The sequence below is a fragment of the Nocardia sp. NPDC056611 genome, from assembly GCF_042792755.1.
GTDB lineage: Bacteria > Actinomycetota > Actinomycetes > Mycobacteriales > Mycobacteriaceae > Nocardia.
The window spans coordinates 292813-313829 of record NZ_JBHTVV010000004.1; the positions used below are offsets into that span (position 1 = coordinate 292813).

At 69.8% G+C, this 21017-nt stretch carries 18 protein-coding genes; 10 read left to right on the top strand and 8 right to left on the bottom strand.

Annotated elements, in window-relative coordinates:
- Nucleotides 1–4: 4 nt before the first annotated feature.
- Complete coding sequence (locus tag ACFRAQ_RS22740) at nt 5–430, top strand: GyrI-like domain-containing protein (RefSeq protein ID WP_379102717.1); 426 nt, start codon at nt 5–7, stop codon at nt 428–430.
- Between the two features lie 129 nt (nt 431–559).
- Here the strand turns inward: ACFRAQ_RS22740 and ACFRAQ_RS22745 are convergent, their stop codons facing one another.
- Entirely contained in the window at nt 560–1657 is a 1098-nt protein-coding gene (locus tag ACFRAQ_RS22745) for an inositol-3-phosphate synthase (protein ID WP_357097432.1), read from the bottom strand.
- Entirely contained in the window at nt 1650–2231 is a 582-nt protein-coding gene (locus tag ACFRAQ_RS22750; protein WP_357274636.1) for a PadR family transcriptional regulator, read from the bottom strand. The genes ACFRAQ_RS22745 and ACFRAQ_RS22750 overlap by 8 nt, the downstream gene beginning before the upstream one ends.
- Nucleotides 2232–2425: 194 nt before the next feature.
- On the opposite strand from ACFRAQ_RS22750, the gene ACFRAQ_RS22755 reads away from it, so the two are divergent.
- The 3 genes from ACFRAQ_RS22755 (at nt 2426) to ACFRAQ_RS22765 (ending at nt 7501) form a co-directional block, all read left to right on the top strand.
- Nucleotides 2426–2839, top strand: a complete 414-nt coding sequence (locus ACFRAQ_RS22755; protein ID WP_357274638.1) for a DUF5318 domain-containing protein — start codon at nt 2426–2428, stop codon at nt 2837–2839.
- A 780-nt stretch (nt 2840–3619) separates the two neighbouring features.
- Nucleotides 3620–5794: a transglycosylase domain-containing protein gene (locus ACFRAQ_RS22760; RefSeq protein ID WP_379103723.1), complete on the top strand. Its 2175-nt coding sequence runs from the start codon at nt 3620–3622 to the stop codon at nt 5792–5794.
- Between the two features lie 93 nt (nt 5795–5887).
- Nucleotides 5888–7501, top strand: a complete 1614-nt coding sequence (locus tag ACFRAQ_RS22765; protein ID WP_379103725.1) for a glycosyltransferase family 87 protein — start codon at nt 5888–5890, stop codon at nt 7499–7501.
- Between the two features lie 33 nt (nt 7502–7534).
- Here ACFRAQ_RS22765 and ACFRAQ_RS22770 read toward each other — a convergent pair whose 3' ends face one another.
- Nucleotides 7535–8845: a TerD family protein gene (locus ACFRAQ_RS22770; protein WP_379102721.1), complete on the bottom strand. Its 1311-nt coding sequence runs from the start codon at nt 8843–8845 to the stop codon at nt 7535–7537.
- A gap of 111 nt (nt 8846–8956) precedes the next feature.
- On the opposite strand from ACFRAQ_RS22770, the gene ACFRAQ_RS22775 reads away from it, so the two are divergent.
- The 4 genes from ACFRAQ_RS22775 to dhaM all read left to right on the top strand — a co-directional run bounded on the left by ACFRAQ_RS22775 (nt 8957) and on the right by dhaM (nt 12133).
- Nucleotides 8957–9697, top strand: coding sequence for a hypothetical protein (locus ACFRAQ_RS22775; protein WP_379102723.1), 741 nt, complete (start codon nt 8957–8959; stop codon nt 9695–9697).
- A gap of 101 nt (nt 9698–9798) precedes the next feature.
- Nucleotides 9799–10800, top strand: coding sequence for a dihydroxyacetone kinase subunit DhaK (dhaK, locus tag ACFRAQ_RS22780; protein ID WP_379102726.1), 1002 nt, complete (start codon nt 9799–9801; stop codon nt 10798–10800).
- Nucleotides 10800–11411, top strand: a complete 612-nt coding sequence (gene dhaL / locus ACFRAQ_RS22785; RefSeq protein ID WP_379103727.1) for a dihydroxyacetone kinase subunit DhaL — start codon at nt 10800–10802, stop codon at nt 11409–11411. The genes dhaK and dhaL overlap by 1 nt, the downstream gene beginning before the upstream one ends.
- Complete coding sequence (gene dhaM, locus ACFRAQ_RS22790; protein ID WP_379102729.1) at nt 11408–12133, top strand: dihydroxyacetone kinase phosphoryl donor subunit DhaM; 726 nt, start codon at nt 11408–11410, stop codon at nt 12131–12133. Before dhaL ends, dhaM begins: the two co-directional genes overlap by 4 nt.
- Nucleotides 12134–12136: 3 nt before the next feature.
- Here the strand turns inward: dhaM and ACFRAQ_RS22795 are convergent, their stop codons facing one another.
- The 4 genes from ACFRAQ_RS22795 to ACFRAQ_RS22810 are packed head-to-tail and all read right to left on the bottom strand — an operon-like array spanning nt 12137 to nt 17845.
- Nucleotides 12137–12943, bottom strand: coding sequence for an HAD family hydrolase (locus ACFRAQ_RS22795; RefSeq protein WP_379103730.1), 807 nt, complete (start codon nt 12941–12943; stop codon nt 12137–12139).
- 21 nt (nt 12944–12964) lie between these two features.
- Complete coding sequence (locus ACFRAQ_RS22800) at nt 12965–15394, bottom strand: phosphoribosyltransferase (RefSeq protein WP_379102731.1); 2430 nt, start codon at nt 15392–15394, stop codon at nt 12965–12967.
- Nucleotides 15391–16602 carry an HpcH/HpaI aldolase/citrate lyase family protein gene (locus tag ACFRAQ_RS22805; protein WP_379102733.1) on the bottom strand — a complete coding sequence of 404 codons (1212 nt, stop codon included), beginning with the start codon at nt 16600–16602 and terminating at the stop codon, nt 15391–15393. The genes ACFRAQ_RS22800 and ACFRAQ_RS22805 overlap by 4 nt, the downstream gene beginning before the upstream one ends.
- 40 nt (nt 16603–16642) lie before the next feature.
- Nucleotides 16643–17845 (bottom strand): hypothetical protein, encoded by a 1203-nt coding sequence (locus ACFRAQ_RS22810; RefSeq protein ID WP_379102735.1) that lies wholly within the window; start codon nt 17843–17845, stop codon nt 16643–16645.
- 262 nt (nt 17846–18107) lie between these two features.
- Between ACFRAQ_RS22810 and ACFRAQ_RS22815 the strand changes: the two genes are divergently transcribed.
- Nucleotides 18108–18683 carry a TerD family protein gene (locus ACFRAQ_RS22815; RefSeq protein ID WP_357274658.1) on the top strand — a complete coding sequence of 192 codons (576 nt, stop codon included), beginning with the start codon at nt 18108–18110 and terminating at the stop codon, nt 18681–18683.
- A gap of 146 nt (nt 18684–18829) precedes the next feature.
- Nucleotides 18830–19939, top strand: a complete 1110-nt coding sequence (locus ACFRAQ_RS22820) for a DUF475 domain-containing protein (RefSeq protein ID WP_379102737.1) — start codon at nt 18830–18832, stop codon at nt 19937–19939.
- Between the two features lie 55 nt (nt 19940–19994).
- Here ACFRAQ_RS22820 and ACFRAQ_RS22825 read toward each other — a convergent pair whose 3' ends face one another.
- On the bottom strand, nt 19995–20957 hold the full coding sequence (locus ACFRAQ_RS22825) for a DUF389 domain-containing protein (RefSeq protein ID WP_379102740.1): 963 nt from the start codon (nt 20955–20957) through the stop codon (nt 19995–19997).
- Between the last annotated feature and the right edge of the window lie 60 nt (nt 20958–21017).

The following is a 21017-nucleotide window of genomic DNA, read 5'->3' on the forward strand; positions in this document are numbered from 1 at the left end:
AGCAGTGGACTTCGAAATCGTCACCCTGGAGGAATTCCTGGTCGGCGGGCTGACCATCCCCCTGGCGGGCCGCGAGGTCACCGCCCGCGACCTGGACCTGGTGAACTTCACCTGGGACCGCTATCTGGCCCGGGAGAAGAAGGCCGAACGCGTCGCCGCCTACATCGGCCAGAACGATCACGCGGTAGCCGTTCTCGGATACGAGCTTTCGGGCCTGCCCGACCTGGACACCGGCGACGTCATGACCCGCATCCCCTCGGGCCGCTACGCGAAATTCGTTGTCTCGGACAAGCCTTACGACCTGCTCCGCACCGCCTGGGCCCAGGTCGCCAAGGCCGAGAACGCGGGCACCATCACCCGCTCCCACACCGCGGAGATCGAGCGCTACACCGGTCCCACATCCGTCGAGGTCTACGTCTCCCTCGACTGACGTCGAAAACCGAAAAGGGCGGCATCGCGATTGCGATGCCGCCCTTTGTGTTCGGTGTGTGGGGATGGAGCCCCCACGTCGCCCATCGGGGGTGTTCGGGGGGCGCAGGCCCCCTGAGACCGATGAGAGTTATTCGGCGTCGATGATGAAGGCCTCGAGCTGGGCGCGGGCCACGTCGTCGGCCAGCTGCTTGGGCGGCGACTTCATCAGGTAGGCCGAGGCCGGGAGGACGGGTCCGCCGATGCCGCGATCCTTGGCGATCTTGGCGGCGCGGACGGCGTCGATGATGATGCCGGCCGAGTTCGGCGAGTCCCACACCTCGAGCTTGTACTCCAGGTTCAGCGGCACGTCACCGAAGGCGCGACCCTCGAGCCGGACGTAGGCCCACTTGCGGTCGTCGAGCCACTCGACGTAGTCCGACGGGCCGATGTGCACGTTGCGGTCGTACACCTTGCCCGAGAGCGGGCCCTCGAGGTTGGAGGTCACGGCCTGGGTCTTGGAGACCTTCTTCGACTCCAGGCGCTCACGCTCGAGCATGTTCTTGAAGTCCATGTTGCCGCCGACGTTGAGCTGGTAGGTGCGGTCCAGCACGACGCCGCGGTCCTCGAACAGCTTGGCCATCACGCGGTGGGTGATGGTCGCGCCGACCTGGGACTTGATGTCGTCGCCGACGATCGGCACGCCGGCGTCGATGAACTTCTGGGCCCAGACCGGGTCGGAGGCGATGAACACCGGCAGCGCGTTGACGAAGGCCACGCCCGCGTCGATGGCGCACTGCGCGTAGAACTTGTCGGCCTCTTCCGAACCGACCGGGAGGTAGGAGACGAGGACGTCGACCTTGGCATCCTTCAGCGCCTGGACGACGTCGACCGGCTCGGCCTCGGACAGCTCGATGGTCTGCGCGTAGTACTTGCCGATGCCGTCCAGCGTCGGTCCACGCTGCACGGTCAGGCCCGACGGCGGCACGTCGGAGATCTTGATGGTGTTGTTCTCGCTGGCGAAGATCGCGTCGGACAGGTCGAAGCCGACCTTCTTGGCGTCGACGTCGAACGCGGCGACGAACTTCACATCACGGACGTGGTACGGACCGAACTTCACGTGCATGAGTCCGGGGACGGTCGAATTCTCGTCGGCGTCCTTGTAGTACTGCACGCCCTGAACCAGGGAAGATGCGCAGTTACCCACGCCGACGATGGCCACCCGAACTTCGGTGTTGATCTCACTCATGGCCGATATTTCCCTCTTTCTGTGGTGCCGCCTTCGTCGATTGCTCCGCAGCAATCAACTCGTTGAGCCAGCGCACTTCGCGCTCGCTTGATTCGAGACCGAGTTGATGGAGCTGGCGGGTATAGCGGTCCAGTTGCCCACTGGCTCGCTTTATCGCTTCCCGCAGTCCTTCTCGGCGCTCCTCGACCTGCCTCCGCCGCCCCTCCAGGATTCGCATCCGCGCTTCCGCGGGGGTGCGGCCGAAGAAGGCCAGATGAACGCCGAAGCCGTCGTCGGTGTAGTTCTGGGGTCCGGTGTCGGCGAGCAGTTCGGCGAACCGCTCCCGTCCCGGGTCAGTCAGGTTGTAGACCCGCCGCGCACGGCGCGTTGCAGAGCTCGACCACGAGGCTGTCGCAGGGCCCTGCGGACTCTCCTCCGCGATGAGGCCGTCGGCCTGCATGCGCCGCAGGGTCGGATACAGCGACCCGTAGGAGAAGGCCCGGAACGGGCCCAGCAGACCGGTGAGCCGCTTGCGCAGCTCGTAGCCGTGCATCGGCGACTCGAGGAGCAGCCCGAGGATTGCCAACTCCAGCACCGGGCTTCACCCCCTGACTGTTGTGTTCAGACCTAACCGATGGATGCAGTTCCAAACTATATCGCGCCGATATAAACGGCGCACCGAACCACCGCGACCCGGCGTGTGGTGAGCCGCGTTACGCCGTGTGGCGAATTGATCAGAGTCCGTCCGGGGCGTGCGGGCCGAGGGCCACCGCAAGTACTCTGGGTCGCGTGCGAATACAGCGGCAGGTAGTGGACTATGCGCTTCGGCGCCGGTCCCTGCTGGCCGACGTCTACGCGGGGCGGGTGGACGTCGCGGATGTGTGCGATGCCAATCCGTACCTCCTGCGGGCGGCGAAGTTCCACGGGCGGGGAAGCGAGGTCACATGCCCTATCTGCAGGAAAGAGCAGTTGACACTCGTCTCGTGGGTCTACGGCGACGGCCTGGGCGCCGTCGCGGGCTCCGCTCGCGCGCCGGAGGAACTGGTCCGGTTGGCCGAGACTCGCGAGGAGTTCTCGGTGCATGTGGTCGAGGTGTGCCGGACCTGTAGTTGGAACCATCTGGTGCAGTCCTATGTGCTGGGCCTAGCCCCGGCGCCGACGGGCCGACGCCGCGCCGGCACCCGTCGTACGGCCGCCGAGTGAGAGGCCACGTCGACTGCTGATCCGCGGGCACGCATGCCCGCCGCGGTACACCGACAGTGACCGCATCGAGCCCTGCCCGGGGACCCGGACCGTATCGAGAAGTAATTGGAGAGCCAGGCTGTGACATCGCCCTATGACGACGGACCGCACGGCGGCCGCCCCCGTGGCGGTTCGCAACCCGGCCCCGGTGGTTACCCGCCGCCGGCCCAGGGGGGACGGCCCGCGGGGCCGCCGCCCGGGGCGCGTCAGCCCATGGGGCCCGGTGGCCCGCAGCGCGGCAACGGCGGTGGTCCCGGCGGGATGCCGCCGCGCGGACCGAACGGCCAGCCGCCGCGCGGGGGCGCGCCGCAGGGCGGACAGCCGGCCCGTCGGCCCGGACCGCCCGCGTCGCCGCCGCCCAGACCCGGCAATCCGGATGCGACCCGCAAGCTTCCGAACCCCGCCGCCGATCAGCGCGTGAACACCGGCGCGCGACAGGCGGTTCCGAATCACATCTCCCGGGCGGCCGCCCCGGACCGCGGCCAGCGGGTCTCCGATCGCGGGGCGCGCGCGGGCGCCGCGGCGGGCGCGGGCGCGGCGACGCGGACCCGCCCGGCCGACGGCAACCGGCCGCCGACCGGTGGCCAGCCCGCCACCCGGCGGCCCCAGGGCGGCACCCCTCCCGGCCCGCCGCCGCGGCGGCCGGGCGGCAACGGTTCCGGAGGCGGCCAGGGCGGCGGTAAGGGCACGCCTCGCAAGACCTCCATCTGGCGGATCATCCGCCGGACCATCTACGTGGGCATGGCGCTGGTCCTCGGTCTGGGCAGCACGGTCTTCCTGTACGCCTATTCGACGGTGAACGTGCCGCAGCCCGGTGACCTGAAGAACAACCAGGTGGCCACCATCTACCTGGCCGACGGCAATTCGGTGCTGGCGAAGATCATTCCGCCCGAGGGCAACCGGACCGATGTGACGATCGACCAGATCCCGCCGCACGTCCGCAACGCGGTCATCGCGGCCGAGGACCGGTCGTTCTACACCAACCCGGGCTTCTCGATCCAGGGCTTCGGCCGCGCGTTCGTCGGTCAGCTGACCGGCAATTCGAGCGCCGGTGGTGGTTCGACGATCACGCAGCAGTACGTGAAGAACGCGATGGTCGGCAACGAGCACTCGCTCACCCGAAAGCTGCGTGAGCTGGTGATCTCGGCCAAGATGGCCAAGCAGTGGTCCAAGGACCAGATCCTGGCCGCCTACCTGAACACCATCTACTTCGGCCGCGGCGCGTACGGCATCGACGCGGCGTCCAAGGCGTACTTCAACAAGCCGGTGCAGGATCTGAGCGTGGCCGAGGGCGCGGTACTGGCGGCCACCATTCAGCAGCCGTCGAACCTGGATCCGGAGAAGAACCCGCAGGGCGCGCAGACCCGCTGGAAGTACGTGCTGGACGGCATGGTCGACGGCGGCAACCTGCCCGCCGCGGACCGCGCGAACATGCAGTACCCGGCGGTGATCTCGGCCGCCGAGGCGCAGCACGACAAGACCCTGGACGCGGGCCCGGAGGGCCTGATCAAGACCCAGGTGCTCAAGGAGCTGGAAGCCGCGGGCATCTCCGAGCACGATCTGAACACCCAGGGCCTGCAGATCACCACCACGATCGATCAGAAGGCCCAGGACGCCGCCGTCAACGCGGTGAACAAGGTGATGGACGGCGAGCCGGAGAAGCTGAAGGCCGCGGTGGTGTCGGTGGATCCCAAGACCGGTGCGGTGCGCGCCTACTACGGCGGCTCCGACGGCCAGGGCTTCGACTTCGCCAATGCCGGTCTGCAGCCGGGCTCCTCGTTCAAGGTGTTCGGCCTGGCCGAGAACCTGGAACTGGGCAAGCCGCTCTCGACCATGTACGACAGCTCCTCGCCGTTCAAGGTCAATGGCATCGAGATCCACAATGTCGCCGACGAGAACTGCGGCATGTGCACCATCGCCGAGGCCACCAAGCGGTCCTACAACACCAGCTTCTACCGGATGATGCTGGACATGCCGGGCAACGGCCCGCAGAAGATCGCCGACATGGCGCACCGGCTCGGCATCCCCGCGAGCGTCGACGGCATCGGCAAGACGCTGGTGGAGCCGGACGGCTCGTCGCCGAACAACGGTATCGTGCTGGGCCAATACAACGTTCGCGTGCTGGACATGGCCTCGGCGTACGCCACGCTGGCCGCGTCGGGCATGTACCACGCGCCGCACTTCGTGACCAAGGTGGTCGCCTCCGACGGCACCGTGCTGATGGATCGCGGCGACGTGGCCGGTGAGCGCAAGGTCTCGGCGGCGGTGGCCGACAACGTCACCGACGCGATGAAGCCGATCGCGCAGTACTCGAACAAGCATCAGCTCGCGGGTGACCGCCAGTCCGCGTCCAAGACCGGTACCGCCCAGCTGGGCGACACCATCGAGAACAAGGACGCCTGGATGGTCGGCTACACGCCGTCGCTGTCCACCGCGGTGTGGATCGGCACGGCCGCCGGAAACGAGAAGCTGCGCAACGCCAATGGCGGCATGATCTACGGTTCGGGCCTGCCGTCCGACATCTGGAAGTCGACCATGGACGGCGCGCTCAAGGGCACGACGAACGAGTCCTTCCCGAAGCCGGGCAATATCGGTAGCTCGCAGGGTGGTGTGCCGTCCTGGTCGGCGCCGTACACCGCGCCCTCGACCACCGAGGCGCCGCTGCCCCCGGTCGTCACCACCAGCCAGATGCCGATTCCGGGTCTGCCCGGGTTCTCCATCCCGGTGCCGGGCCTGGCGCCGAATCCGCAGAACCAGCGGCAGCAGACCCAGCCCGAACCCACCCAGGAACAGCAGGGCGGCGGCACCGGTCCGATGTCCGGGCAACCGGTCGCGCCCGCGGACGGGGGCGCCACGACCACGGCTCCGAACAGCGGTGGCGGTACCGGCAACGGCAATGGACGGCCGAATCGGTAGCCTGCTGGCGTGATCGAGCAGCAACTGGCGCACCGGTCGGCCGCCGCGAGCGGACCGGCCGGCGCGGCGCCGGAGCCGGGGGAGGCAGCAGGAGTGGAACAGGCTCGCGCGCAGCGTGATACGCCGGTCGGCTACGAGTCGCCGGCGCCGCTGGCGGCCGATCTGCAGTCGGTCGACGACCGGGACAAGCCGAGTCGCACCGACACGCTGACCGCGCAGCTGTGCGATCCGCTCGGCGGCCCGGTGGGCGACCACGCGGTGATCGGCCGGGTCCGCTTCTGGACCCCGATGCGGGTGCTGATGGCGTTCGCGGTGCTGTTCCTGGCGTTCGGCTGGTTCGGCAAGGCGGGCTGCATCCAGCAGCGGCCGGACTCCTCGGGAGTCATGGGCCTGGACTGGAACAACGGCCGCCAGTACCTGGCCATGTGCTACTCGGACACGGTCCCGCTGTACGGCGCCGAGCATCTCAACGAGGGCGCGTTCCCGTACAAGAAGCAGTGGGTCGAGTTCAGCGACGGCAAACCGCAGGTCCGCTACATGGAGTACCCGGTGCTGTCCGGGATGTACCAGTACGTCTCCATGGGAATCGCCAAGGCGTGGAAGGTCTCTCCGCTGCCGGGCAGCGGCGCGCTCGAGGTGGTCATCTACTTCAATGTGGTGGCGATCGGCCTGGCGCTGGCCTGGCTGGTGACCATCTGGGCGACCGCGCTGTCGGCCGGGCGGCGGATCTGGGATGCCGCGCTGGTGGCGCTGTCGCCGCTGGTGGCGGTGCACGCGTTCACCAACTTCGATTTGCTGGCAACGGCTTTCGCGGCGGGCGGCCTGCTGGCCTGGGGTCGCCGCCGTCCGGTGCTGGCGGGCATCCTGCTGGGCTTGGGCGGGGCGGCGAAGCTGTATCCGCTGCTGCTCCTGGGCCCGATCCTGATCCTGTGCGTCCGCGCCGAACGGCGCGATGAGGACGACGCGGCCTTCGGCGGCCTGACGCCGATGCGGGCCGCGGGCGCGGCGGTGGCGTCGGCGGCGATCACCTGGCTGGCGGTGAACGCGCCGATCGCGGCGCTGTACCCGAACGGCTGGTGGGAGTTCTTCCGGCTCAACACCGAACGGCACGCGGACCCGGATTCGATCTACAACGTGATCACCTCGTTCACCGGCTGGGCCGGATTCGACGGGGTGCTCGGCTCGCAGGACGTGCCGACCGTGCTGAACACGGTGTCGCTGCTGCTGTTCATCGCGGCGTGCGCGGGCATCGGCTGGATCGGCCTGACCGCCGCGCGGCGGCCGCGCCTGGCGCAGCTGGCCTTCCTGGTGGTGGCGGCGTTCCTGCTGACCAACAAGGTGTGGAGCCCGCAGTATTCGATCTGGCTGGTGCCGCTGGCCGTGCTGGCGCTGCCGCACCGGCGGATCCTGTTGGCCTGGATGACGATCGACGCCCTGGTGTGGGTGCCGCGCATGTACTACTACCTGGGCCCGGATCACAAGGGTCTGCCCGAGCAGTGGTTCACCGGCACCGTGGTGGTGCGCGATCTGGCGGTGATCGCGTTGTGCGTCCTGGTGATCCGCCAGATCTACCGTCCGGCCGAGGATCCGGTGCGCCGCGACGGCGCCGACGATCCGGGCGGCGGTGTGCTCGACCGCGCCCCGGATCCTCAGGATCCGTGGCTGCCGTCCTGGCTGTGGCCGCGCCGGCCGGAACCCGTGCCCTGAGCCGACGCTCAGGGCCGGGGCCCGCTCATCGCCTCAGAGGAAGCGGGCCAGCTGCGGTACGGCCTCGCCCGGGTGCTTGGCCTGGAAGCCCTCGCCGAGGGCCTGGAACTTCCAGTCCGCGCCGGGGGCCGCGCGGAACATCTTGCCCATGGCCATGCCGGTGAACGGCATGCCGCCGGTGAGGGTGAAGCGTGCCATCTCGGCATTGGTGGCGCTGTCCACCAGGCGGCAGTAGGCATTGGCGAGCTGTTCGAAGGTGTGGCCCTTGTAGGAGGTCACGATGAACAGCAGGGTGGTGACCGACGGCGAGATGCGCGACAGGTCGACGCTGATCTCCTCGTCGTCGCCCTCGCCCTCACCGGTCAGGTTGTCGCCCTGGTGGCGGATGGACCCGTCCTTGGAGGTGAGGCTGCCGTAGTACACGACGTCGACCGGTCCGTGTCCGGCGAACATCACCACCGAGGCGTCCAGGTCCACGTCCACGGCCTTGTTGCCGAAGATGCCGCCGCGCTTGACCGGGTCCCAGCCCAGACCCATCTTCACGTAACTCAGTGCCGCGCCGCCCTCTTTGCGCAGGTTGATGCGCTGACCCTTGACCAGGCTGACGACGTGGCCGGTGGGCAGATCGCGATCGGCCTGTGGCGCGGGCGGCGGCGGAGGCGGGAAGCCGCCGGTGGGTGCGGGGGGCGGCGGGAAGCCGCCGGTGGGCGCGGGGGGCGGCGGGTAACCGCCCGTGGGCTCGAATTGCGCGGGCGGGGGCGGGTATCCGCCCGTGGCCGGGGCGAGCTGCTCGGGTGCGGGTGCGGACACGGGCGCGGGCTGCGCGGCGGGCTGCGGCGCGTCGTCGACGCGCACGCCGTGGTCGGTGACCAGCGCGGCGAAGCCCCCCGCGTACCCCTGCCCGACCGCGCGGGCCTTCCAGCTGCCCTGGCGGCGGTACAACTCCAGTGCGATGACGATGGATTCGGTGCTCAGACCCTCGATCCGGTACTCGTACAGCGAGTTTCCGGCGGCGTCGGAGACCCGGGCCACGGGCGCGGACAGTTGCCCGAAACTGCCGTTGGCGTCGTCGAGGGTGATGACGGCCCGAAGCTGTTCGATATCAGCGGGAATCGCGTCCAGCGACACCGCCAGCACGGCGGGCGTGCCCGGCGCGCCGGGGCGCAGTGTCACCCCCGGCCCGGAGGGCTGGTTGAAGAACACGAAATCGGCGTCGGTGCGCACCGTGCCCGCCGGGGTGACGAGTAGCGCGGACAGATCGGCCGGTGCGGCCACCTCCACGCTGATCACCAGTTCGTGGACACTCAGCGGACCGTTCTGGCCCTTCACCAAAACTGCGGACACGATCGACCCTTCGCTTGACGGTGCGGTCGCTGCCACTCTACGAGAACATGGCGACACGAGCCGGAGGCGTGGTAGCCGAGTATGCCGGGAACGCGTGGCAGTATCGGCACCGTGAGCGACGGTGAGGTGGAACCCGCGGAAGCGCACGAACAGTACCTACGCGCCTTCCGGCACCCGGCCGTGTCCCGCGACCAGCTGCGCGACCTGCTGGACGCGGTGAACGCCTTCCTGGACACCATCACGCCCAAGGAGGGCGAGTTCACTCCGCGCGGCGGCTGGGCCCCGGAATCCACGGCCATGGCCTTCCAGATCGGGCGCGCGGTCGAGCAGGTGCTCTCCGAGCGCGAGGACGCCGATCGGGAGCTGGTGCGCCGCCGCGATATTCGGGACCGCCTGGTGGCGGCGCTGGACGCGGTGCTGGACTGCCTGCGCACCCTGCCGGAGCTGGCCGAGGCCGAGGTGTCGCTGGGCACCCTCTGCGTGAACGAGGGCTTCCAGGTCTACGACGACGGTTCGGTCCGCACCACGCCGGAACAGGAGGCGACGGTGGACGCGGGTCTGCTGGAGCGCCGCCGGATCGAATTGGACGAGCGGATGACGGCCGCGGTGGCCGCGCGCACCGCCCTGGTGGAGGACACCACCGATCTGATCCGGGAACGGCTCGGCGTGGCCGAGGTGGGGATTCCGTGGGTGATCCTGGCCGCCACCCAGGGCGGCCTGGACGTCTCCGAGCCGTTCGAATTCGCCGCCGACCATCTGCCCGACGGTGAACTGCGGGATCTGATGGTGCAGCTGGTCACCGATATCGAGTTGGCCCGTTCCCTCGAGGAACCCGCGCAACCGCTGGCTTAGCCCGAATCCCGTCCCAAAAGCCCGAAACCACATCGCCGCCGCACCGGCGGTGCGAGTCTGACTCACGGGGACCCGAACCGGCCTTCCGACGGGAGATTTCGGTGAAGAAGCTCATCAACGATCCGGCCGATGTGGTGGACGCCGCCCTGGCCGGGATGGCCGCGGCGCATCCGGAACTGCGGGTGGACGCCGAACAACGCATCGTGGTGCGCGCCGACGCGCCGCGCCCGGGCAAGGTCGGCCTGGTATCGGGCGGCGGCTCCGGACACGAACCCCTGCACGGCGGCTTCGTCGGCCTCGGCATGCTCGACGCGGCCTGTCCCGGCGAGATCTTCACGTCCCCGGTGCCCGATCAGATCCAGGCCGCCACCGCGGCCGTGGACTCCGGGGCGGGCGTGCTGCACATCGTGAAGAACTACACCGGCGACGTGATGAATTTCGAGATGGCCGCCGAACTGGCCGCCGCCGAATCCGGTGCGGAGGTCCGCACGGTCGTGGTGAACGACGATGTGGCAGTACAGGACAGCACCTACACAGCGGGGCGGCGGGGTGTCGGGGCGACGGTGATCCTGGAGAAGATGGCGGGCGCGGCCGCCGAACAGGGCCGGCCGCTCGACGCGGTGGTGCGCATCGCGGAACTGGTGAACGCGTGCTCGCGCAGCATGGGGATGGCGCTGACCTCCTGCACCGTCCCCGCCGTCGGGCACCCCACCGTCGCGCTGGGCGACGCCGAGATGGAGATCGGCATCGGCATCCACGGCGAGCCCGGCCGGGAGCGGGTGCCGCTGGCCCCAGCCCGCGATGTGGCGGGGATGCTGCTGGAGCCGATTCTCGCGGATCTGCCGTTCGCGGCGGGTGATCGGGTGCTGTGCTTCGTCAACGGCATGGGCGGGACGCCGCTCATCGAGTTGTACCTGATGTTCGACGAGGTGGCGCGGATCCTGCGCGGGCGGGGGATCCACGTCGAGCGCTCGCTGGTCGGGCCGTACATCACCGCACTCGACATGGCGGGCTGCTCGGTCACGGTGACTCGCCTGGACGAGGAGCTGACGGCGCTGTGGGACGCGCCGGTGCGGACTCCGGCGCTGCGGTGGGGCATCTGATGGCGGCGGTCGATGTGTCCGCGTGGGTGCGCGGATTCGCGGCGCTGGTGGACGAACACGCCACGGAGTTGACCGCACTGGACGCCGCCATCGGCGATGCCGATCACGGGACGAATATGCGGCGGGGAATGACAGCGGCCGTTGCGGCACTGGATGATTCGTCGTCACCGGCCGAGACCATGAAGCAGACCGCGCTCGTGCTGATCCGCACCATCGGCGGCGCCAGCGGTCCGCTGTTCGGCACGTTCTTCCTGCGCTTCGCCGGCGCCATCGACAGCGGTTCGGACATCGTCGATTTCGCGCGGGCGTTCCGGACGGGCCTGGACGGTGTGATCGCGCGCGGAAAGGCCGAGTTCGGGGACAAGACCATGGTGGATGCCCTCGGTCCCGCCGCCGATGCCTTGGACGAGGAAGTCGCGGGTGGCGCTTCGGCCGAGGTGGCCCTGGATGCCGCGGTCGCCGCGGCGGAGGTTGGTCGCGATGCCACGACGCCGCTGGTGGCGCGCAAGGGCCGGGCGTCGTATCTGGGTGAACGCAGTGCGGGACACCAGGATCCGGGCGCGACCAGTGCCGCCCTGCTGGTCCGGGCGGCGCGGCGGGCCGTGCGATGATCGGACTGGTGGTGGTCTCGCACAGCCGCGCGCTGGCCGAGGCCGCGGTGGCGCTGGCCGCCGGGTTGCTGCCGGATCAGGGCGTGGCGGTGCGGATCGCGGCAGGCCTGTCCGCGGAGGAATTCGGCACCGACGCGGTCATGGTCGCCGACGCTGTCCGGGAGGCCGATTCCGGGGACGGCGTGCTGGTGTTGATGGATCTGGGGAGCGCTGTGCTGTCCGCCGAGACGGCGCTCGATCTGCTCGAATCCCCAGTGCGGGTTCATCTCTCCGCGGCGCCGCTGGTCGAGGGTCTGGTCGCGGCGCTGGCCATGGCGGGTGGGGGCGCTGATCTGGAGACCGTGGCCCGCGAAGCCGACGGCGCGCTCACCGCGAAGCGGTCGCAGCTCGGTTCCTCCGCGGAGCCGGGGGTCGCGATCGATCCACATCCATCCACAGGTAGTGCACCTGTGGATAACTCGGCTGTCATCGAGATATTCGAGGTGACCGGTCGGCACGGATTGCATGCCCGCCCCGCCGCCGAGTTGGTCTCGGCCCTCAGGGATTTCGACGCACACGTCGAACTTCGCAATGACACCACCGGCATCGGACCGGTGCCCGGCGACAGCCTGACCCGCGTCCTCACCCTCGGCGTACTCCCCGGTCATCGGCTGGAAGTGCGCGCGACCGGTCCCGACGCGGCCCGGGCCGTCGCGAAAGTTCGCGCCCTGACCGTGAATTGACGCCTAGCGCGGGACCGCGGCGCCCAGGAAGAAGTCGACGATCTCCTCGGACGCCCGGATACCGGACGCCGCGGTGACCGCCACCCGGGGATGACTCCAGTTCCGCTGTTCCAGCTCGCCGTGGCGGGGCCGGATGGCGGCGTCGGCGGTGATCAGCATCTCCGCGTCGAGTGAGCCGTCGCCCGCGGCCAGCAGCGGCGACCCGGCGCGCAGTTCACCCGAGTCGAGCATGCGGCGTCGAACCTCGCGCACCGCATGGCTTTTGCACACCGGGGTCGGCATGGCGTAGATCTTGCGGCCCTGCTGCGAGGCCGTCCAGCCGCGCGGGCGGCACCAGGCGTCCCAGTCGGCGAGGAATCCGGCGGGCAGCCGGTCCTGGTCCACGACCAGGTAGCAGAACAGGTCGTCGGCCTCGCGCAGTCGCAGCGCGAACGATTCGTCCACGCGGGCCCGCAGTTCCGCGCGAACCTCGACGAGGGTGGCGCATTCGGCGCGCACCCGGGCGTCGAGGGCGGAACGCCAGCGCCGGTCCGGCAGGCCGTTGCGCAGGATGCTGCCGCCATTGCTGGTGACGGCGTAGGGCCACGGCCCGCCGGGCAGGCGGATGCGCTGGAACTGTTCGATGGTGCGGGTGGTGACCGGTACCACGGCCGAGGTCTCGGCCAGGATCTCGAGCCGTTCGGCCGCCGTCACCGTCATGTACGAGAGCGGCTGTCCCTCATACTCTTCCACGCACACCTTGTCGGGGTCCGCGTTCCCGAAGGCCGCTCGCGTATAGATCAGCGTCCGATCGAGATCGGTCGCCACCATCACCTCGCGCTGCTGCACCCGCTACCCCTTCACTTCCTTGATCAAGCCCATACAGGCGTACGCCAAATCCGGCACGACTTCGACCGGCACGCCGCGCGCCGCGGCGAGCAGCCGGATGTGCGCGTGCTCGCCCGCGTCGGGATCACGCACCAGCACCCGCCACGGCACCCGCCGCAGCAGCACCCGGGTGGTCTCTCCCACACCGGGTTTCACGAAGTTCACGCTCGAGATCCCGTATTCGGCCCGCACCCGCTCCACCGAGGCCCAGCCGGCCCAGGTGGGGGTCCGGTCGGCGGCCAGCAGCTCGCGCACCCGCGCGTCCACCTGCGGGCGCACCCGGTCGAAGCAGCCGCTCACGGCGTCCAGCAGGCGGTTGGACTGGTCCGCGCCCGCGAGGTCGCGGTAGAACTTGGCGCCGTGGAACCGTCCGGGCCCGAGCAGCCGGTCATTGAGCACCGTGCGCGAAATCAGCCCCGACACGGTCGAATTCAAGCATGCGGAGGCGATCAGGAAGTCGTCGCGCGTGCCGAAGGTCCGCGCGCAGCCGCCCGGATCGGCCAGTACCGCCAGGTCCGGATCGAACCGGGCCCCGCCCGCCGCGTGATACGCCGCCAGCGCCGCGTCGAGCTCACGGGTGATGGCGCCCTTGCCGGTCCATCCGTCCACGAACACCACCCGCGCCGGATCGTGGTGGCGCGCGAGGTGATCCAGTGCGGCCGCGTCGATTCCGCGATCCCGCACGATCGACACCGCGTAGTGCGGCACCTCGATCCCCCGGCCGCCCAGCCACCGGCGCATGAGCACGCCGACGGGCGTCCCGGCCCGCGCCAGGGACGCCAGCACGATGTCGTCCCCGCGCTCGGCGACCACCAGCTCCGCGACGGTCGCCACCGCCAGCGCCAGCCGCTCGGCGCTCTGCTCGAGCACTCGGTCGAACAGCTCCCGATACTCGGCGTCCGGCTGGTACTCCACCGGCAGCGACTCCGCGTAGTGCGCCGCCCCCGATTGGATCCGCCGCTCACGCTCGGCGACATCGGCTTCCAGGGCGACGCCGGACAGATCGGTGAGCAGCCACGCCACCTCGTCGCGCGGGTACGACCCGAACTCCGGCCCGTACAACGGTTCCGGCGGCGCCGACCGCGTCGCGGCGAGCGCGCGCGGGTCCGATTCGGTCAGCACGGCCAGCAGCACATCGGAACCCGACGCGGTGAGCACGTCGACGAGTCCGCCCGCGGCCGTGAGCCGTTCGGTGTCCGCCGGAGTGTCGACGACGACCAGCAGGATCGGATGGTCCGCCGTACGGTCCTCGCCCGGCCACCGGGCGTTGTACAGGTATCGCGGAGCGTCCTCGCCGGTCTCGGGCGCGGTGAAGCGGAATCCGCGGCGCAGCGGGTACCCCGGCTGGTCGAGAACATAGGCCGGCGAACGCGTCGTCGTCTGGTAGCGGGCGGGAATCCCGTTGTCCGCCAACCCCGCCGCGATGCGCAGCGGCAGGTACATGAGTTCCTCGTGGGCGATGACGATGACCGGCCGCGGCTCGGCCAGTTCGGCGGAGAGGGCCTTGGTGGCGCGGGCGAGCGCCGCCTCGAAGGGTGCGGTGTCCGAGTCGAGGAAGCCGTGGCGGCCGCCCTCGGGAACATCGTGGGGCCAGGGGATCTCGACCCGGGTGCAGGCGCCCCGGCGTTCGGCGACCGGGTTCAGCACGGGTTCGGGCAGTGCGGCGACCGCGTCGATCAGGTCCGCGGGCAGCACGGTGCGCCCGCCCGCCAGGCAGACGGTGTCGATGCGCGCGCCGAGGTCGGCGGCCGCCTGCTCGAAGGCGCGGCGGTCGGCGTCGGTCCGCATGTCCACCAGGGACGCCAGGATGTAGTGCGTGCGCGGGGTCAGGGCGTGCAGGGCGCGGACGGCGTCCAGTGCCGTTGCGCCGGTGGAGATCTCGTCGTCGACGAGCACCATGGGCAGGTCGTTGTGGAAGACCGCGGCGGGCATGGGTTGCAGCAGGTGGGAGGTGGCGTGCGAGTGGCCCTCCTCGAAGCCCGCCAGGGTGTCGGCGGTCGGCACGTCGCGGCGGGTGGAGTGCAGGTAGCACCGGGCGCCGATGCGGGCCGCCACGGTGTGGCCGAGCCCGGTCGCGGTTTCGGCGAAGCCGAGCACCACCGCGACGCCGGGCCGGTCGCCGGACGCGGCGAGCACCTCGAGCACCAGGTCGCCGAGCCGGTCCCCCGCCTCGAGCACCCGGTGCGGGTCGGTGGGCAGATGCTTGCCGAGCACCGTCGAAACCAGCAGGTGGGCGCGGCGCGGGTTGCGGCGCAGCCCGGGTTCGACGAGCGTCTCCACGCGCCATTCCGGACCGGGCAGGCAGGTGCCGGTGTGGCGCAGGGTGAGGCCGAGTTCCCGGGTGGCCCAGGGGAGTTCGCGGGTGGCCGAGGGTAGGGCGGAGTCGGCGGTCACGATTCGACCAGGGCCTTGAGCAGGTCCACGAAGGAGACTCCTTTGTTGGCGACGCCGAAGACGCGGGCGCGCAGCATGATCTGGTGGGCCCAGCTGCGGTGCGGGCGCATCTCGTTCATCTTGTTGCGGTACTCGGAGGCGGCGACCCCGCCCGCGCCGGTGCTGAGAATGTCGGCGGCGTCGGCGTATTCCTCGTGGGTCACGATGGACAGCGCGTGCACGACCGCGACGTGGGTGGGGTGGATGACGGTTTTGCCCTGGATGCCGTTGGCGCGGTCCAGGGTGATCTCCCGCAGCAGCCCGTCCATGTCCCGGCTGACCAGCGACTGCCGGAACGGCACGGCGTCCACCTCGGCGAAGGGCGCGGTGCGCAGCAGCGGCCGGAACATGCGGGTGTGATCGGCGAAGTACTCCCACACCGGTCCGGTGATGGTGAATCCGGTGCCGTCGGCGCGGCCCAGATAGTTGACGATGTCGGCGATGACGTCGGCGACCACGCGCACGTCGTAGATGGTGAGGTCGCGGTCGCGGCGAATCCCGAAGGTGGAGCACATGTCCGTGGCCCCGATGCGGACGGCGAGGATGCGGTCGCGGTGCACGGTGAGCAGCTCACCGATGCGGCCGAGTTCCCGATCGCGGGTCTCGCGGTGCACCAGCGCGGGAGATTCCAGCACCGGCATACCGAAGACGGTGCGGTCCAGCCGTTCCGAGGCGAGTTCCAGCGCGTGCAGGTAGTCGGCGGCGCAGCCGCTGTCGAACTTGGGCAGCACGAATCCGGTGAGCGCCGTCGCGCCCGCCCCGAGTCGTCCGGCGATCTCGCCGATGCTCTGCGGGTCGCGCACCCGCACGAACAGCAGCGGGTAGGCCTCGCCGCTGGCCGCCAGTTCGTCGAGGGTGGCGGCGGCCTGCCACTTCCCGTGTTCGACGGCGTGGTCGGCGACCGCGTCCTCGAGGTCGATGACCATCGAGCAGACACCGCGTTCGGCGCGGCGCAGGATGGTGGCGGTGAGGTCGGCCCGGGTGGCAGGCACGTACAGGGTCGCGCCCAGCGCCATGGCGAGCAGGTCGCGATCGCGGGAACCGCCGAAGGCCTCGGGCAGGCGGTAGAACAGCCGCCGCAGCTCCGGGCCCGGAACCTGCCGGAAATGCCGCAGCGGGAAGCGCTTCCGCAAGGAGACCGGTGCGACGTCCGAGTCGCTGGTGATCATCGCGGTCATCGTCGCGGACGTCCTCCTGGTGACTTTCGTTCTATCTGTCGGTATTTCGCATGCGTTCGACGACTCCGGCGACGAACGCGGTGATCGCGTCGAGTTCGGACACGTACGCCCAGTAATCGGGATGGCGGCCGGTCAGGCCCGCGGTGGCCCGGTCCAGGCGTTCGGCCTGGGCGTCGAGCACCGATCCCCATTGCGGGACGACGCCCTTGTTGACCGCCAGCATCTGCGCGTCGCGCAGTTTGAAGCGAACGGCCTTGGCGCGCTCGGCCGGTTGTTCCCGGACCGCGCGTAGCTGGGCGAGCCGGTCGGTGACGGCCTCGGCGCTCTCCTCGGCGGCGGCGAGGCGGGCGCGGGCGGTGGTGGTCAGGTCGAGCGCGTCCTCCGGGTCGTGGGCGGCCAGGGCGGCCCGGGCGCGGGTCAGGTCCGCGTCGGCGGCCTCGACGGCCTCCCGGGCTTGTCGCTCATTGTTGGCCAAATCGTTCGATGACGCAGCCGCGAATTCCCGCAGCAGCGCGGACATGGCCGGGGCGACGCGGTCCAGACGATTGCGGGCGGCATCGAGCCTGGTGGCCGCCGACGCCAGCGCGGTGGTGGCCGAATGCTGTTTGCCGGGAGCGGCTTCCAGGGCGCTGGACAACTCCCGGGTGCGGGACTCGAGCCGGGTCGCGGCGTCGCGGGCGGGGCCCCCGGCGCCGCCGATCGCGGCGGCCTCGAGTGTGAGCAGCGCCTCATCCAGAGCCGCCGCGCATTGCCGGACCGAGGGGTAGGCGGCGTACGGGGAGGCGTCGGCCTGCTGCCGGACCCGCTGCGCGTCGGCGCGGGTCTGCGAGACCAGTTGCGGCACCGAGCCGAACACCGCGACCGCGTGCTCGAGGTGGGCCTGATCCCCGCGGTAGAAGTCGTCGACCGCCCGCGCGGCGTCGGTGAGCCGACGGACCACACCGTCGATCTCGGGCTGCGGAATCACCCCCGTGCCGTCGCGTTCGACCTGCTCGAGGCGCTCGTCGAGGGCGAGGTAGGCGCCGGACGCGTCATAGCAGCGAGCACGCACCGGTTCCCAGCGCGCGGCCGCGCCGCGTTCGGGGAACAGCGCGGCGGACGCGGCGACGGCGGCCTCGGCGATGCTCTGCCGCCGGTCCATATCGAGGAAGGCCGCCGTCAGCATCGACCGGGCCTGTTGCACCCATTCGTTGTTCCGGGGTGCCCGGAACCATCCGCTTCGACGGCCTGCCACGCCACGATCGTAGGCAACCCTGGACGATCACGGCGACCGTGCGTCGGCGAACATCTCGGCCACGCGTTGACGATTGCCGCGACCGCGGCGATGGAGTGTGTGACCCTGTCCTGTGACAGGCTGTCGTCGCACGGTTGCCTTGACCCATTCCTACCCATGGCTTGGGGAAACCATTACTGTCGACGACGGCGGAACCTGGACAGTGGGCGAAGCCGTTAGACAAGAAACGCTTCGAACGCTAAACAACGGAAGGATCCCCGCAATGGGTGTCAGTTTGTCCAAGGGCGGTAACGTTTCACTGACCAAGCAGGCGCCGAACCTGACCCAGGTCGCGGTCGGCCTGGGCTGGGACGTGCGCACCACCACCGGCACCGACTTCGACCTCGACGCCAGCGCCATCGCGACCGGCGGCGACAAGAAGGCGCTGTCGGACAAGCACTTCGTGTTCTTCAACAACCTGCAGTCCCCGGAGGGCACCATCGTGCACGCCGGCGACAACCTCACCGGTGAGGGCGAGGGCGACGACGAGGTCATCAACATCGACCTGGCCAACACCCCGCCGGCCGTGGAGTCCATTTTCTTCCCGGTCTCGATCTACGACGCCGACTCGCGCGGCCAGAGCTTCGGCCAGGTCCGCAACGCCTACATCCGGGTCGTGGACCGCGCCAACGGAACCGAGCTGGCCCGCTACGACCTGTCCGAGGACGCGTCCACCGAAACCGCCATGGTGTTCGGTGAGCTCTACCGCAACAATGGTGAGTGGAAGTTCCGGGCCGTCGGCCAGGGCTACGCCTCGGGCCTGTCGGGCATCGCCCGGGACTTCGGCGTCAACGTCTGACGCGACCAGCTCGCGACCGACGCGAAGTACCAGCGTCTCAATAGAACACACGGCGACACGTCGAGGGCTCGGTCGCACGAGCCCTCTTCGTGTGTCCGCTCGACCGGCATGTCACCCGACCCCGGCACAACGAAAGGCCCACTGCGGTGCGAATATTCGGCCTCTCCATCATCGTCACCGTACTGTCGCTGATCGCGGCGCTGGTGTACGGCGGACCCACAGCCCTGGTGCTGTGCGCCATCCTGGGCATCCTCGAGGTGTCCCTATCCTTCGACAACGCGGTCATCAACGCCAGCATCCTGCAGCGGATGAGCGAGTTCTGGCAGCGCATCTTCCTGACCATCGGCGTCGTCATCGCCGTGTTCGGTATGCGCCTGGTGTTCCCGCTGGCCATCGTGTGGATCACGGCCGGGCTCAGCCCCGTTCGCGCGTTCGACCTGGCCATGAACCCGCCCGCGGACGGCGCGCTCACCTTCCCCGACGGCAGCGCCTCCTACGAGAAGCTGCTCACCGACGCGCACCCGCAGATCGCGGCCTTCGGTGGCGCGTTCCTGCTGCTGCTGTTCTTCAACTTCATCCTCGAGGAGCACGAGGTCACCTGGCTGGGCTGGATCGAACGCCCGCTGGCCAAGCTCGGCAAGCTGGACATGCTCGCGGTGGTGCTCACCCTGGCGGGCATCGTGATCGCCGCCGAGTTCATCGCCCATGACGACGACCGCGGCACCGTGCTGCTGGCCGGCATCCTCGGCACCATCACCTACATCGTGGTCGACGGACTCGGATCGCTCTTCCACACCGAGGAACACGCGGGCGGCGAAGGCGGACCCTCCGAAGTCGTCAAGGCGACCGGCAAGGCGGCGTTCTTCCTGTTCCTGTACCTGGAAGTGCTCGACGCCTCATTCTCCTTCGACGGCGTGATCGGCGCGTTCGCCATCACCTCCGACCCGATCCTGATCGCCCTCGGCCTCGGCCTGATCGGCGCCATGTTCGTCCGCTCGATCACCGTGTACCTGGTGCGCAAGGGCACCCTCTCGGAGTACGTGTACCTCGAGCACGGCGCGTTCTGGGCCATCGGCGCCCTGGCGGTCATCCTGCTCATCACCATCGGCGTGCACGTCAACGAGGTGATCAGCGGTCTGGTCGGCGTGGCGTTCATCGGCGCGGCGTTCATCACCAGCATCATTCGCAACCGGCGCGAGGAAGCGGAAGCCGACGATGCGGAACCCGAACTGGAGAAGTCGCCCAGCCTGAGCTGACCCGCACACGAAACACGAAGCCCGCCGTCCGATTTCGGACGGCGGGCTTTTCTGTTCAGACCATGCGGCGCGGGACGGCCAGATGCTTGGCGCGCCGCACCGACACCCGCGACCACAGCGCCTGTTGCAGGAGCAGGGTCAGCCAGCCCGCGATCGCCATGCCCACGATGTTCACCAGCAGCTGCGCGAGACTGCCCCAGACCGTCGCACCGTCGGCGATGGCCACACCGAGAGCGATATTGCCCGCGGCGGGCACCGTGGTCACCGAGATGAACACACCCGCCAGGCCGAGGGATTTCGCCGAGGTGATGGACAGCACGCCCGCCGCGCCCGCCACTACCGCCACGATGAACGACCACTTGTCGGGGGTGTAGATGAAGTGGGTCGCCGGGCGCGGCCCGGTCACCTGCGCGACCGTGATCCAGCCCAGCGCGCGCCCGATCAGCGCCAGCACGATGGTCACGCCGATGGCCGCCACGAAGCCGAACACCAAGGTGCGCAGGGCCAGTCGCAACAGCACGAAGCGCCGCCGGACCAGGGCGACGCCCAGCGCCGCGATGGGGCCGAACTCCGGGCCGAGCACCATCGCGCCGACGGTCAGAATCTGGGAGTCGGTGACGATGGCGATGCTCGCGATGATGATGGCCAGCGTCAGGAAGCTGAGGTAGGTCCAGTTCAGTTCGGTTTCGTCGTAGGCCCGCTGCGCCACCTGCGCCCAGACCACGGAATCCGTACTGCTGCCCGGCGTCCGCACCTCGGCCTCGAAACCGCTGCGCGACAACCAGGTACCCACCTGATCGATCTCGATGCTGCCCTCCTGGTGCACGCGCATCGCGCGCAGCCGCGCCACCAGGTCGTTGGCGGCCTCGCGGGCGATCTGCGCGGTGATCAGGTCACCGGGCGGACGCAGTGCCGCGCCGCGGACCAGGACCAGTCCGGTCACCGCGTCGTCGGTTTCCAGGACCTCGAGGATGTCGTCGGTCATGGCGGCCGGGGAGAGAATCCGCAGGTGCAGCATAGGCACAGTCTGCCGGGCGCAGCGCCTGGACCGGACGCTGGAAGCACGAAGCGGCCGGGA

Coding starts and splice junctions, on each gene's coding strand:
- ACFRAQ_RS22745 (WP_357097432.1), bottom strand. CDS start 1,657: ATGAGTGAGATCAACACCGAAGTTCGGGTGGCCATCGTCGGCGTGGGT.
- dhaL (WP_379103727.1), top strand. CDS start 10,800: ATGGCGGCGGTCGATGTGTCCGCGTGGGTGCGCGGATTCGCGGCGCTG.
- ACFRAQ_RS22795 (WP_379103730.1), bottom strand. CDS start 12,943: ATGGTGGCGACCGATCTCGATCGGACGCTGATCTATACGCGAGCGGCC.
- ACFRAQ_RS22815 (WP_357274658.1), top strand. CDS start 18,108: ATGGGTGTCAGTTTGTCCAAGGGCGGTAACGTTTCACTGACCAAGCAG.
- ACFRAQ_RS22825 (WP_379102740.1), bottom strand. CDS start 20,957: ATGCTGCACCTGCGGATTCTCTCCCCGGCCGCCATGACCGACGACATC.
- dhaM (WP_379102729.1), top strand. CDS start 11,408: ATGATCGGACTGGTGGTGGTCTCGCACAGCCGCGCGCTGGCCGAGGCC.
- ACFRAQ_RS22760 (WP_379103723.1), top strand. CDS start 3,620: ATGGCGCTGGTCCTCGGTCTGGGCAGCACGGTCTTCCTGTACGCCTAT.
- ACFRAQ_RS22805 (WP_379102733.1), bottom strand. CDS start 16,602: ATGATCACCAGCGACTCGGACGTCGCACCGGTCTCCTTGCGGAAGCGC.